The following is a 14,659-nucleotide window of genomic DNA, read 5'->3' as shown; positions in this document are numbered from 1 at the left end:
CAAAATCATTAAGTCTATTCCAATTTAAACCGGTTCACTGTCGTACGCATTTCATCGGACATATCTCGCAGCTTGGAAGCAGAAGTTGCAATTCCCTCCATAGATGCAAGCTGTTCCTCAACGCTTGCAGAAACGGTCTGTGCAGCAGCTGCAGAGTGAAGTGAAACTTGCTCCACTTCAATAACCGAAGCAGATATTTGCTCAGAGCTTGCAGACATCTCATGTGCAGCAGACGTTGAATCCTTCACTTGATCTACGATTGTCCGAGTAGCTTCCACAATACGCTCAAAAGCTTTTCCTGTCTCATCAATAGATTGAACACTTGCCGCAACCTCATTCTGACCTTTACTCATGGATTGATGGGCTTTGCCAATACTCCGTCTGATCTCTTCAATCATCCCAGAAACCTGCTCCGCAGCTTCACTAGTTTGTCCAGCCAACTTACGCACTTCACTAGCAACCACTCCAAAACCTTTGCCATGCTCTCCTGAGCGGGCAGCTTCAATTGCCGCATTAAGAGCTAATAAATTCGTTTGTTCAGATATTCCTTTGATCGTACTGACGATTGTTTCAATTTGTTCAGACTGATCATTTAATTCCGTAACAGCAATACTTAAGTCATCCACAGTGTTACTTACTGCTTTCATTTGCAGAGAAGTGTTATGGATAAGACCATAGCCAGTATCAGCTTCTTTAAGCGTTAGCACAGATAGTTGATAGGCATGGGTAGAAGCTTCGGCTACTCGTTGAATTCCTGCTACCATCTCTTCTATCGAGCGGGAAGTCTCTTGAGCGGAAATAGCTTGTATCTCATTATTGTTAGCCACATCCGCGATTGAGGATGATGTCTGATGAAGTGCCCCTGTTGTTTCACCTAACGTGGCAGACAACTGTTTAGATGAAGATGCCAAAATATTCGAGCTTAAGCTTAAATTCCCCACTAATTGTCTAACATTTCCAGATAATTGATTGAAGGAACTCCCCAATTCTCCAATCTCATCCCGATTGCGTACAATCAATTCCTTACCACTTAGATCACCTTTAGCTATTCGTTCAGCCTCTCTTGCTATACGGACAATTGGTTTTGAGATGTGTTGGGCAAATAAGAGTATTACTGCTGCTCCGATGACAAAGCATATGATCAATGTTGTTATGATACTCTTGAGTATGTTCTCTTGTCCGGTGTTATAATCTTGCATGTACGAGCCTGCTGCAACGACCCATCCCCAGGAAGGGGAAAGTTTGGCGTACGATATTTTCAGCGCTTCGCCTTCCTCATTGTTAGACGAATTCTCCGATTTAGGTAGTGGCCATTTGTAGTAAGTAGCTCCACCGCCGTCTAATGCTGCTTTAATCAAATCCTGTATGTAATACGTGCCGTTGGAGGTTTGTTTATCCCAAATATTGTCTCCCTCAAGTTTGGGATGAGCGAGTAGTTTCCCTTTATTATCCAATATAAAGAAGTAACCATTTGTACCCAAATCTATAGATTTATTAATCGGACGAGTACCGTCCGCATCTTTAGCTCCAAGAAGCAAAGTACGTACCTGTTCTTGTGCTTCCAATTCAGTCAACTGCCCCAATTGGACGGATTTCTCCATATTCTCAATCAATGCTAATGCTAGGTTTACGCTTGAACTCAGTTTACTTTCAATTAGAGCATTTGTTTCTTTGACTGAAATCTGATAAGAAACAGCTCCTAATACCACAATGGGAAGAATCAGTAGTGTTAGTGACATCATAAGCAGTTTCTTCCTAATGGTTAATCGCAAAGCTGTACTTGTAACTTTTTGCATCTTCTCCGCTCCGCATCCAAGTAATGTAAATAACAATGTAATACTATAGTACTAGGTTTGGAAAAATAAATCAAAAAATATAGTATTAGCCATACGAATAACCTATGTGAAAATCAAAAAATACTGCCATTTTTATAGCCTTTACAGCTAGAAAAATGGCAGTTATTTATACATTTGTTATCATGTGCAGTCGGATTACACATTACTTACTTTTGTATTCCACATTTGCTGTTTCCAACATCGATTTCCAGTCAGCAAATTTAGTTTCCCTAACAACATGCCGATCAAAAAGTTCATCAGGTATGTTATTGACGTCTTCTTCTGTCCTAACTTGAAAGTTCCCTTTGATCAAGAAATCTTCAAAACTCTTGTGACTGGAATGTTTACTCATGAACGCGTTATTAAACAAATTCTCTAATGAAATATGATTTGGATCTTCTTGAAACGTTTTCTGCCCTTGTAAATCGCTCATTAGCTCTTCTAGTGTCATTGGTTTTTGTCTTCTCAAATTACCACTCCTAATTTTATTATGTTATTTCAATTTAAACTCGTGGAACCTAACAATCATGTGGATATAATCATCTTTACATCATATCATCTATTTCACTTTGATGTGTCGACAAACTGTCTACACTTATCATGAGTCAAATGACAACAATCAAAACAAAAAAAACGGCATTTCTGCCGTTTGAATTTAAGGTGTTGGTGGAGCCTAGGGGGATCGAACCCCTGACCTCATCACTGCCAGCGATGCGCTCTCCCAGCTGAGCTAAGGCCCCATTTGAATACAACAACAATCATTAATTTATCAAAAAATGAATGTTATGTCAATAGATTTATCCTTATTCCCCTGTTGTGCCTTTGGATAAAAGATTCTTTAATTCCTTCATGAACATGTTAATGTCCTTGAATTGACGATATACAGAAGCAAATCTTACATACGCTACCTCATCAACCCGATATAACTCCTCCATGACCAGTTCACCGATTTGTTGACTATCCACTTCAGTTACTGCTGTATCACGCAATGCTTTCTCTACTTCTGAGACGATCAGGTCAAATTGTTCTACGGACACTGGGCGTTTCTCACAAGCTCTAATTAAGCCACGCATGACTTTGTCGCGACTGAATTCTTCACGATTACCACTCTTCTTAATCACAATTAAAGGTGCTTCCTCAACCATTTCAAACGTAGTGAACCTCCGACTACATTGTTCACATTCACGCCTGCGTCGTATCGATTTATTCTCATTGGCTGGGCGTGAATCCAATACCTTGGTTCCCGCATAGCTACAATATGGACATTTCATTGTGTTAGCACTTCCCTTTTCACATGAGTTTTCTAAAGCAATATTTATTCCATAAAAATTTCCACCTGCAAAAAGTTATGAAGATTGCAAATTTAACACATAATACTTTTACAAACAGCGAGGAGGTGAACGACAATGGCAAACAACAGTTCCAATAACTTAGTTGTTACTAAAGCTACAGGCGCCCTAGAACAAATGAAATATGAAATTGCTCAAGAACTTGGAATCAGCATTCCTCAAGATGGATACCAAGGAAACATGACTTCTTATGAGAACGGTTCAATCGGTGGATATATCACTAAACGTTTGGTTACCCTTGCAGAACAACAATTAGCTGGTCAATTCAGCTAGTCTGATGAAGTTATGGAGTGTTGGACCGGCGAGAAGCTGGACCAACACTCCTTTTAGTTCATCATTAGAACTCATCGTAGATATCTGTATATTTATCATAATAATATAATACACGTTGTACATAATGCCTAGTCTCATCAATAGGAATTTCTTTAACGGTTTCAAGTTGTCCATCCCACAGACCTTTATCCATCCAACTTCGTACATTACCAGGCCCTGCATTATAGGCAGCAATAGCGAGCGCCTTATTGCCATCAAATTGCTTAGAAAGGGAAGCAAAGTACCATGCTCCCAACTGAATATTTGGACCTACTTCGTGTTTGATTCGATCCAGAGACACTTCAGGAAGTTTGGCCATTTCCATAGCCCAAGTCGCCGTACGTGGCATAAGTTGCATAATTCCAAGCGCACCCTTTGATGACTCTTTTCCTGGTTTATAATTAGACTCTACACGAATGATGGCAGCAATTAGAAATGGATCTACCTCGTATTCCTCAGCTTGTAATTGAATTTCCTCTTTGTAATGAATAGGATAAAACCAAGACATCCAATTACTATTAAAGAATAACAACAACACGAACGTCATAAACAGCAGGATGAGCACTCTTTTCTTAAGAAAGAACTTCATATCAACCTCATCTGAAGCCAACATTCATTCACTTGTTGCTCCGTTACTTCTAAGCTATGACTGTTATCAATAACTCGATCTGCTGAACTTTTCTTCTGCTCAATATCCATCTGTGACTGAAGCCTCGCCTCTGCTTGTCCAATTGATAAAAGATCTCTCTTCATGAGACGTTCCTTCTGCACATCACGTGGTGCGTATACCACCCATACTTCTTCAAACATGGATTGAAGTCCTGATTCATATAAAAGCGGGATGTCTACCACAACGAGACGTTCAGGATACGCTGTCTCCAGCTCCATCATTTGCTTCCTGATCTCTTTACGGATCTCAGGGTGACTAATATCATTCAAAGCCTTTAGGGCTTCTTTGTCGTCAAAAACAATATTTCCAAGCTTCTTACGATCCAATGTACCATCCTCTTGCAGTATACCTTGTCCAAAAAATTCAGCTACCGCAGCAAGAACAGGGTGCCCCGGGAGCATAACTTCCCGGGCAATAGCATCTGCGTCAACAAGCATAGCTCCCTTCTTGACTAGAAGGGAGGATACCGTACTCTTACCTGTTGCAATTCCCCCGGTTAATCCAATGTTCATGATTTCACCTCATAATAGCTTCATTATTCCCATTATTATTAACATTAACGCTGGTAGAGCCGTCATATGTCGTGTCCATGATTTTGTAGCAAAACGAAATCCTGCATTCATACCCATGACCAGAAAACTACCGCTGAATAAAGCAATTACTAACGAAGTGGGCAATGGAGAGAACCCTAGAAGAGCTGCTCCGAGCCCTGCACCAAATGCATCTAATGATAATGCAATACCCAACCACATCGCTTCATAACCCGAAATACTGCCCGATTTATCTACGTCTGCCGATGAGGGTGTACGTAATATTTGAATCACAAGGCCTAACTTACGAATTTCTAGTGTGAATACTTGCCGCTGCGTTAGAGGCTTGGGTAATTTCTCAACTTTCACTGGTTCAAGCACTTGATCTTTTTCTTTTTGAACAAGCATTTGAACCAATGACCATAACCCCATGACGATAAGAATAATAGCTCCTACAGCTGAAGCAATCTTAGGAGATACAAAGTGTGCAAGCAGAACCCCTACTTGCATAGAAATGCAAATAACAATGCCAGATAGAACTGAAATAATCACAATCGAGAGTAGAGGGATTTTAACCTGCCTTAATCCATATGTAATCCCTACTCCGAAACTATCCAAACTCACCGCAAAAGCCAGCAACGTCAGTGCAAGAATGTGACTGAGCACCCTGTTCCCTCCCTATCTAACATGCGAAAATGACCGAATTTCAAAATCCGATACGCTTTTCGCTACAGTCGATACGTTCTCCAATATTATATGGAAGAAAAAACGAGGGGTGCACATTCTTATGAATATTACTTTGTATCCGGTTGGCATGTCGGGCAGAAATGTGTTCCTCTTCCACCAACGACTGTTTTCTCAATGATAGAACTACAATTTACACAGGGTTTGTTCTGACGACCATACACGAGTAGCTGCTGTTGAAACATCCCCAACTCACCTTGACCGTTTACATAGGATTTGATGGAGGATCCACCCGCTTCAATGGATTCCAACAATATACTTACAATAGCTGCATGTAATCGTTCAATCTGTTTATCATTCAATGACTCCGTCGTTGACTCTGGGTGAATTCCAGCCTTAAATAGTGATTCATCCACATAAATATTCCCGATCCCAACGACATATGCTTGATTTAGCAAGACAGATTTAATTTTTGTTTTTTTACCCGCTAAGATCTGCTTGAACTGCGCTAATGTAAACGACTTATCTAAGGGTTCTAACCCTAACTTGGACAAAGGTAACGATACCATGTCCTCCCCTGTCGCAAACAGATGCATCGTACCAAATTGACGAACATCTTTGTAACGTAACTCAGTCCCATCATTAAAATGAAATACGACATGTGTATGTTTCTCCACAGGTTCTTCACTTGTGTAAAGTCCATATCTGCCTTCCATCCGCAAATGGGACACGATAACAAGTCCATCCAATAGAATTCGTATAAATTTCCCTCGACGTTCTACCCCTAAGATGGTATGTCCTTGAAGCAAAAATGCAAATTCCTCTATATCATCAGGGCGCTGAATAATCCGCGCCAAATGGACACTTACATGATCAATGGTTTTACCTTTTACCAATACATTCAAGGTTCTTATTATGGTTTCTACTTCCGGTAATTCCGGCATGATGTCTCACCTCTATCCCATTATAACGGAATTCTGCAACCTTTGGGCTACTATTTCGCTTCGTACCAATTGCCACCATAACTTACCTCTGCTTTCAGTGGAACATTGAGCGGGAGTGCTTTGCCCATAATTTCTGGCACCAATAATTTCATGATCTCAAGCTCATCTTCCGGAACTTCAAATACCAATTCATCATGAACCTGAAGTAACATTCTACTCTTTAATTTCTTATCAGTAAGTGCCTGATCCATGTGTATCATAGCTAGCTTAATGATATCTGCTGCCGTCCCTTGAATAGGCGTATTCATAGCAGTTCGTTCAGCAAATGAACGAAGATTAAAGTTACTAGCATTAATTTCAGGAAGGTACCTTCTTCTCTCTAACAGCGTCGTGACATAGCCATTCTCTTTAGCTTCTTTCACGATATCAACCATATATTGTTGAACACCTTGGAACACTTCGAAATATTGCTCAATAAACTTCGCAGCTTCTTTGCGCGTAATATTCAGATTCTGAGATAACCCATAATCGCTAATGCCATACACAATACCGAAGTTAACGGCTTTGGCGGCACGTCGCATGTTAGAGTCAACATCCTCAGCTCTCACCCCAAACACATCCATTGCCGTCTTCGTATGAATATCCATATCATGTGTAAAGGCTTCAATTAGCCCTTTATCTTGTGATATATGTGCGAGCACACGTAATTCCACTTGGGAATAATCGGCTGCTAAAATAGACCACCCAGGCTCTGAAGGTACGAATACTTTACGAATCTTACGTCCCTCTTCCAATCGAATCGGGATGTTCTGCAAATTCGGGAATTGACTACTCAAACGACCTGTTGCAGCTACCGTCTGCCGGTAATACGTATGCACCTTGCCCGTCTTCGGAGATATTTCCTTCAATAACCCTTCTACATACGTAGATTGTAGCTTCGCAATTGTGCGATATTGCAAAATAAGTTGGACGATATCATGATACGGTGCCAACTTCTCAAGCACTTCTGCATCGGTAGAGAATCCTGTCTTGGTTTTTTTAACGACAGGTAGACCTAACTTCACGAATAGAATTTCACCCAACTGTTTAGGCGAATTAATATTAAACTGCGTCTCTGCAATGCTGTAGATTTCCTCTTCTAATCGATGAATCTGCACTTCAAATTCCTTGCCTAGCTCTTGCAAATCACTCATATGAACCTCAATACCTTGTTTCTCCATATCCGCAAGGATCCGAGAAAGAGGCATCTCGAGGTCATGGAATAGCGACTTCATCTTTTTCTCATCTAATTCTGCTTCTTGTATCGGAATAATACTGAGCACGGTTGCCGATTTGCGTGCTAAATGGTTGCTTAGTATGTCTACATCGGGCACTTTATATTTCGCGCCTTTACCAAATACATCTTCCTCAATGGCTATAGAATCTAATCCATATTTGGATGCCAATGCACTTACCGTTTGACTGGATTCTGTCGGATCGAGTAAGTATGCTGCTAGCTGTACATCAAAAGCAACCCCAGCAAAGGGAATATCATGCCAATGTAAAGCAAGATCCATCCGATGCAAATCATATCCACGTTTAGGAACCGAAGGATCTTGTAGCCAGTTCAGAATCGGTTCAGCTTGATCCGTCTTTAATAAGTCAAACGGCACGTAATCATGCCGATCTTCGGATGAGAACACGATCCCAATAACATCAGCACGATGTGGGTTATCTCCATGAGTCTCTGCATGCAGAACTTTGACATTAGAAAGTCGCCCGATAAGCTCGTCCATATTGTCCTTATCGATTACAGTAACTTCTACATTCAAAACTGGCTGAGCTACTTCACCTTCCTCCAATCCTCCTTCACCAGATAGCGATAGACGTTCAAGGAGTGATTTAAATTCCAATTTAGCAAGTGCTGGACCTGAAGTTTCTTGATTAAAACCGTTGAATACCATTTCATCCAATGATTTATCTAATTGAACTTCACGATATATTGTCGCTAATTTCTTACTCATGATCGCATCATCCGCATGCGTCTCAATCTTTTCTTTCATCTTCCCTTTTAACTCATAAGTATTCGCTAATACCTCTTCTACTGATCCATATTGATGTAGAAGTTTAAGTGCGGTTTTCTCTCCTACCCCTGGAATACCTGGAATATTATCGGATGTATCCCCCATTAATCCTTTGAGATCAATGATTTGATGAGGTTCTAGACCGTATCTCTCTTGAATCTGTTCAGGTGCATAAAGTTCGATCTCAGTTACACCTTTGCGTGTCAATCCAATCTGTACGTGTTCAGATGCGAGTTGGAACATATCCTTATCTCCCGATACCACGAGCACTTGACGTCCAGCTTCGTCTGCTTCCTTAGCAATTGTTCCAATAATATCATCGGCTTCATATCCACTTAACTCATATTGGGCAATTCCTAAGCCTTGTAACAACTCCTTTAACAAAGGAAATTGCTCAGATAGCTCACGAGGCGTCTTTTCTCGTCCACCCTTGTATTCCTGATACCCCTCATGTCGGAACGTAATCTTTCCCGCGTCAAAAGCAACCATCATATGCGTTGGTTTATGATCCTCAATCAATCGTAAAAGCATGTTCGTAAATCCATATACCGCATTTGTGTGCAGTCCTTTTGTATTCGTAAGCGGCGGCATTGCAAAAAATGCACGATAAATAATACTATTACCATCAATAAGAATTAGCTTATCCATAAAACACCTTCCCTTTTTAAAACTTCTCATTTCATGATACCATATGACCCCTCAAAATGAGAAAAATGTACGTAATGCTTCAACTATTTATCACTTTGGGTAGCCACATATGACTCCAAAATACAAAAAAGCACCGACATGGTCGGTGCTTCGATGTAACCCACACAATTATTGGTTCAAATCAGGCCGTTTACCTGTAACTAGGTAAACGACACTTTCTCCAATATTTGTAGCATGGTCAGCAATACGCTCGATATATCTTCCTACTAATGTAAGCAACATCACTTGAGATGAGGACTCTGGGTGAGCCGATAGGAAATCATATAGCTCAGTAATCATTTGGCCATATAAATGATCAACCTGATCGTCATCTTGTGCCATTTTGTAAGCAAGATCTGTGTTCTCATCTAGATATGATGTGATAGCCTCTGTAATCATGACTTTAACAATCGCTGCCATATTAGGGATATCCACGAGTGGTTTAATTAATTGTTGCCCCTGAAGGCGCATGGTTACTTTAGCCACATCTAGAGCGAGATCGCCCATTCTCTCCAAGTCACTTGAGATTTTAAACGCAACAATAATACGTCTTAAATCTTTTGCTACAGGTTGCTGCGTAACGATCAGACGCGAACCGATGTCCATAATCTGATCTTCCATCGCGTTCAGCAATACATCGTCTTTCACGATTTGTTGAGCCTTAATCGTATCCAATGTATGTAGTGCCGTAATGGCACCTTCCAATGCTTCAATAACATGCTGGCCCATACGAAGTAATAGTGAACGTAACTCTTCTAAGTCTTGATCTAATCCAATTCTTCGAATCATCTGTTCTGTCATCCCCCTAATCAATGCCTCTATTTAACCTTATCCAAATCTGCCTGATATATAATCTTCTGTGCGAGAATCCTGAGGATTCGTAAATAGTACGTTTGTATCATCTGATTCCACGACTTCCCCATTCAGGAAAAACACAGTACGTCCAGATACACGTGCAGCTTGGTGCATATTATGAGTAACCATTACTATCGTATACGTTTCCTTTAATTCCTGGACCAACTCTTCAATTTTGAGTGTTGAGATCGGATCTAACGCTGAAGTTGCTTCATCCATTAACAGAATATCTGGTTGCACCGCGAGTGCGCGTGCAATACACAACCGTTGCTGTTGTCCTCCTGACAAACTTAGAGCAGAACGTTTCAAATAATCCTTAACTTCTTCCCAAAGAGCAGCTTGACGCAAACTCTGTTCTACTATTGTATCCAATTCCGCTTTACTCCGAACACCGTGTAGGCGAGGACCATAAGCAATGTTATCATATATTGATTTAGGAAAAGGGTTCGGTTGTTGAAATACCATTCCAACTTGCTTACGAAGGGCTTCAACATGTACATCTTCACCATAAATTTCTTTACCGTTAATTTGGACAGAACCAACAATTTGAGTTCCAGAGATCATATCATTCATACGATTCAAAGTACGTAACAATGTAGATTTACCACAGCCGGACGGCCCAATGAAAGCCGTTATTGTTTTTTCTGGGATATTGAGATCTACATCTTTGAGCGCATGGAAATCTTCATAGAATAGATTCAATTGCTTAATATGGATAATATCTTCCATTTAATTATCATATCTCCTTATCTTTACGTGGTATTCTCATTAATATTACAGTTCGTATGTAAATACTGTGCCCCATAATTGTAAACTCTGTGTAAAATATATCGTAAAAAAAAGGAAATGCTCATCCAATCATACTGACTGATGAGCATTTCTCTTTTTACTGACGACTAGCTTGTATCCAACACCTCGAATAGAATCGATATGAACGGATTCAGGATCAAGTTCGAGCTTTTTACGAAGTGAGCTGACGTGTACATCCACGGTTCTCTGACCCCCGATATAATCAAAACCCCATACTTCATTCATTAAGTCGTCTCTTGTTAGAACAACCCCAGGCTTGCGGGCTAGATACAATAACACTTCAAATTCTTTGGGGCGCAAGTTAATGCTCTGTCCGCCCAATGTCACTTCATATTTCTCAGGGAAAATCTCCAATTGACCTAAAGAGATCATGGAAGCGGAAGTCTGTGTCGTATTTCTGACTTCTTCCGTTTTCCCCGTCACCCGTCTCATCACAGCACTCACTCGAGCAAGTAGTTCTGAGACGCCAAAAGGTTTCGTAATATAATCATCCGCACCTGATTTAAGCCCTTGAACAACTTCCTCTTCACCATTCTTCGCTGTCAGAATGATAACAGGTGTTACTACACCTTGCGTGCGTAGTTTATTCAAAATATCAATTCCATTCATACCTGGTAACATTAAATCTAGTAAGATTAAGTCAAAAGATTCTTGAGATGCCCGCTCGTAGCCAGCTGTACCATGGTCTTCCATGGTTACATCATAACCTTCTTGTGACAAATTATAAGATAAAAGTCTGGCCAATGTCGGCTCATCCTCAATGACCAACAATCGTTGTGACATATGGGACCTCCATTCATTTATCATCTCTAACTAGAGAGATGCTAGTTCAACATTACAATCATAACACCATAATGTTAACGGAGTGTAAAGTAAGAAACAATCATTTATACTAAGTTGTTAAATTTTTCTATCATTCTTCGTCTTGCAATACGGGTAATTCCACTGTGAACGAACTACCTATATTAAGCTCACTATCCACTGATAACTGACCATTATGCATATCAACTAAATGTTTCACAATCGATAGTCCTAGTCCCGTTCCACCTGACACTCGTGAGCGAGCTTTATCCACGCGATAGAAACGTTCAAATATTCGTGGAAGATCTTTTTTAGGAATACCTAAGCCTGTATCCGACACTGTAAATTGTATACGATCCTCACCTTGATCATGTTCAAGGTGATGAACGATGACCTTAACTCGGCCGCCTTCTTGTGTGTAATTAATCGCATTCGATAAGAGATTGATGAATATCTGTTTCAGTTTATCCTCATCCGCTTCAATAAATAACTCATCAGGAACTTCCATTTGTAAGCTAATTCTTTTTTTCTTCGCCATCGTGGCAATGGTCTCTCTTACCGATATAAAGAACGAGGACAAATGAACGGGTGAATAATCCATAGGAATACGTTTAGATTCGATCTTCGAAAGATCTAGAATATCACTAATAAGTCTGTTCAAGCGTTCACTCTCGTCATATATAATCTGTAGAAACGATCGAGCCGTCTTCTCATCGGTCACACCACCCCCAAGTAGTGTTTCAGCGAACCCTTTAACTGCCGCAATCGGAGTCTTCAATTCATGTGATACATTGGCAACGAATTCACTGCGCATGTTCTCCAACCTACGAATGGCGGATATATCCTGTAGTAAGAACAGAATACCCTTGTAGGAACCACCCTCATCTAGCATTGGAACGCCATCTATTCGCATCATTTTTTCCTCAGGATAATATAAACTTCGTTCTTCATGAACGGCAACTCGTAACGAAATCCCTTCTTTTAAGACTTTAGATAATTCATAATGTTGTTTCATTTCCAAATATGATTTACCTAATACCTGCTCGCTTTTAACTTTGAGCATGCCTTCCGCAGCCGGATTAATAACGGCAATATTACCTTTCACATCAATCATCAGTATGCCACTGGTCATATTGTCCAATACACTTTGAATTAAATCCTCATTATCTCGGATTCTTTTCAGTTGATTCTGCAAGCTATCCGCCATCGCATTAATCGCTTTCCCCAATTGCCCTACCTCATCGTGACGCTCTAATTGTACACGTGCGTCATAATCCAATTGCGTGATTCTCCTAGCAACCTTAATAATCTTTTCCAGAGGTAATGTTAGACTCGTAGCCATACGATAACTGACCAGTGCAGCAATCGCAAATAATATGAGTAGCCACACCGCCATTGTCGTCCAACCACGCTCTAGACCTTCATCTATAGAGCGTAGACTAACGGATAATCGGATATAGCCATCAAATACATTTTCCACTTTGACTGGTGCAGCAACATATAACATATTTTGCTCAAGTGAAGTACTGTATCTTATGACATGTCCCAACCCAGTCTGGTTCGCTGCTACAATTTCTTCACGTTTCAGATGGTTATCCATAATCAACGGATCTTTCTCAGAATCACCTATTACTTCACCATTTTTATTAATAAAAGTGACTCTCGAGTCAATTACTTTCCCAATCTCATGAGCTTCTTTGGTGTAATATGAAATGGCTTCTTCATTTTCCGTAGATTGAAAATCAAGTGTATTACTTAATAGTTTTATTTCCCGGGCCATATTTTCTTCAAGCACCACAATATGTGAGTTTTTAAACACTTTGGCCATTGCCACTCCAGCAACAATCATTGTAAGTCCTATCATAATCATTAAAATAAGTGTCAATCTAGTACGAAAGGACTTCATAAATCGCTCATGCTCCCTTAATTCAATTTAAACTCTTCTTTATGTAATGGAACCCAACGCTTCATACAACTATGAAAAAGGGTTGCTAGTGGTTGCTGTATCATAATACCTAGAACAACTGGAACAGAAGCCATCGGTGAGAAATAACTCATCGCTAGCACCATACCTAGCGAAATATTCCGCATACCCGACGCATACGATAATGTCACCTTTATCTCTCTAGATGGACTCCGCAAAAGGTTAGAACCGAAATAACCTGTTATGTAATTTATAGCCACCACGATTATAACAGAAGGAATAACAACTAACATATCATTTTTTAATTGAATGATGTGGGGGGCAATAGCTGCTGCATTCAGCATAACCACAGAAGTGAATCCGACCTTAGATAACGGAATAGCTATTGGTGCAGTCGTATTCTTCAATTCACCACCTGATAACTCATACAATGTAACACCAATAAAAGTAGGTAGAACAACAATAACAAACAGATCCTTCATAAGGCTCACACTGTCAAAAGCAATTTGGGTTCCAAAGAAAACTTCAATAAGAAAAGGAACAACAAATGGACTGAGCGCTGAGTCGATGACGACCAATGCTAACATTAATGCTACGTTACCATGTGATAATCCAACCCACAGAACAGAAGAGACGCCAAGGGGGATACTCGTAAATAGAACTAAACCAACGGTATAATCTGAATGGGCTCCAAACAATAGCCATCCAAGAACATATGCGAAGAGTGGAGCTACGATGTGACTCAGGAATAGTATCAATACGATCGGAGCCGGACGTTTAAGAACCCCTTTCAAATGCTCCAGCCCACACCCTAAAGCCATCACAAGTGTTACATATCCGAACACGTAAGGTGTCCACGAAACGAAGGGCAATAAGGCCTGACTAAAAATAAACCCTAAAATGAGTGAACCCGGTATGATAATAAACATATATTTTTCATACCAAAACGTAAATGCCTCTGCCCATCTCCTCATCAAGTTACTCCTCTCTCTTGCTGCTATATGATAAAATCTATTCTCTGTTAACCATTCATTGGTATTATAATAGCATACGAATATGAATCCAATAGGGATCTACAATATTTTCAAGGTGGTCTTATGAGAAAATAGATGTCAAAGTGCGTAGTCGATCACTCTTTCCGTATTGCATTGCTCACTCACACGTAAAAAAAAGCCCCTCCCTCGGTTACAACTCT

General features: G+C 40.2%; 14 protein-coding genes and 1 tRNA gene. 1 reads left to right on the top strand and 14 read right to left on the bottom strand.

Going from position 1 to position 14,659, the window contains the following annotated elements; all coding sequences use genetic code 11:
• Positions 1-14: 14 nt before the first annotated feature.
• The 4 genes from BW961_RS11590 to nrdR form a co-directional block, all read right to left on the bottom strand.
• Positions 15-1,796, bottom strand: coding sequence for a methyl-accepting chemotaxis protein (locus BW961_RS11590; protein ID WP_068587035.1), 1,782 nt, complete (start codon positions 1,794-1,796; stop codon positions 15-17).
• Positions 1,797-1,998: 202 nt separating this feature from the next.
• Complete coding sequence (locus tag BW961_RS11585; RefSeq protein WP_068587346.1) at positions 1,999-2,286, bottom strand: hypothetical protein; 288 nt, start codon at positions 2,284-2,286, stop codon at positions 1,999-2,001.
• Between the two features lie 213 nt (positions 2,287-2,499).
• Positions 2,500-2,575 (bottom strand) — tRNA-Ala (locus tag BW961_RS11580).
• A gap of 63 nt (positions 2,576-2,638) precedes the next feature.
• Entirely contained in the window at positions 2,639-3,106 is a 468-nt protein-coding gene (gene nrdR, locus BW961_RS11575; RefSeq protein WP_068587033.1) for a transcriptional regulator NrdR, read from the bottom strand.
• A gap of 135 nt (positions 3,107-3,241) precedes the next feature.
• On the opposite strand from nrdR, the gene BW961_RS11570 reads away from it, so the two are divergent.
• Complete coding sequence (locus tag BW961_RS11570; RefSeq protein WP_068532065.1) at positions 3,242-3,457, top strand: alpha/beta-type small acid-soluble spore protein; 216 nt, start codon at positions 3,242-3,244, stop codon at positions 3,455-3,457.
• A 64-nt stretch (positions 3,458-3,521) separates the two neighbouring features.
• Here BW961_RS11570 and BW961_RS11565 read toward each other — a convergent pair whose 3' ends face one another.
• The 10 genes from BW961_RS11565 to BW961_RS11520 all read right to left on the bottom strand — a co-directional run bounded on the left by BW961_RS11565 (position 3,522) and on the right by BW961_RS11520 (position 14,438).
• Positions 3,522-4,085 (bottom strand): lytic transglycosylase domain-containing protein, encoded by a 564-nt coding sequence (locus tag BW961_RS11565; RefSeq protein ID WP_068587030.1) that lies wholly within the window; start codon positions 4,083-4,085, stop codon positions 3,522-3,524.
• On the bottom strand, positions 4,082-4,678 hold the full coding sequence (gene coaE, locus BW961_RS11560) for a dephospho-CoA kinase (RefSeq protein ID WP_068587028.1): 597 nt from the start codon (positions 4,676-4,678) through the stop codon (positions 4,082-4,084). Before coaE ends, BW961_RS11565 begins: the two co-directional genes overlap by 4 nt.
• Before the next feature lie 9 nt (positions 4,679-4,687).
• Positions 4,688-5,362: a sporulation membrane protein YtaF gene (ytaF, locus tag BW961_RS11555; protein ID WP_068587024.1), complete on the bottom strand. Its 675-nt coding sequence runs from the start codon at positions 5,360-5,362 to the stop codon at positions 4,688-4,690.
• A 128-nt stretch (positions 5,363-5,490) separates the two neighbouring features.
• On the bottom strand, positions 5,491-6,324 hold the full coding sequence (mutM, locus tag BW961_RS11550) for a DNA-formamidopyrimidine glycosylase (protein WP_068587022.1): 834 nt from the start codon (positions 6,322-6,324) through the stop codon (positions 5,491-5,493).
• A 50-nt stretch (positions 6,325-6,374) separates the two neighbouring features.
• On the bottom strand, positions 6,375-9,035 hold the full coding sequence (polA, locus tag BW961_RS11545) for a DNA polymerase I (RefSeq protein WP_068587020.1): 2,661 nt from the start codon (positions 9,033-9,035) through the stop codon (positions 6,375-6,377).
• A gap of 168 nt (positions 9,036-9,203) precedes the next feature.
• Positions 9,204-9,863: a phosphate signaling complex protein PhoU gene (gene phoU / locus BW961_RS11540; RefSeq protein ID WP_068587018.1), complete on the bottom strand. Its 660-nt coding sequence runs from the start codon at positions 9,861-9,863 to the stop codon at positions 9,204-9,206.
• Between the two features lie 39 nt (positions 9,864-9,902).
• Positions 9,903-10,658: a phosphate ABC transporter ATP-binding protein PstB gene (gene pstB / locus BW961_RS11535; protein WP_068587017.1), complete on the bottom strand. Its 756-nt coding sequence runs from the start codon at positions 10,656-10,658 to the stop codon at positions 9,903-9,905.
• A 129-nt stretch (positions 10,659-10,787) separates the two neighbouring features.
• Positions 10,788-11,522, bottom strand: coding sequence for a response regulator transcription factor (locus BW961_RS11530; protein ID WP_068587015.1), 735 nt, complete (start codon positions 11,520-11,522; stop codon positions 10,788-10,790).
• Between the two features lie 130 nt (positions 11,523-11,652).
• Positions 11,653-13,446 carry a two-component system histidine kinase PnpS gene (pnpS, locus tag BW961_RS11525; RefSeq protein WP_068587013.1) on the bottom strand — a complete coding sequence of 598 codons (1,794 nt, stop codon included), beginning with the start codon at positions 13,444-13,446 and terminating at the stop codon, positions 11,653-11,655.
• A 17-nt stretch (positions 13,447-13,463) separates the two neighbouring features.
• Positions 13,464-14,438: a bile acid:sodium symporter family protein gene (locus tag BW961_RS11520; protein ID WP_068587011.1), complete on the bottom strand. Its 975-nt coding sequence runs from the start codon at positions 14,436-14,438 to the stop codon at positions 13,464-13,466.
• Positions 14,439-14,659 lie beyond the last annotated feature (221 nt).

It is taken from the genome of Paenibacillus macquariensis, from assembly GCF_900156375.1.
GTDB classification, from domain to species: Bacteria; Bacillota; Bacilli; order Paenibacillales; family Paenibacillaceae; genus Paenibacillus_AQ; species Paenibacillus_AQ macquariensis.
The sequence above is the reverse complement of the archived record's forward strand: the minus strand, read 5'-3'. Positions and strand labels throughout refer to the sequence as shown.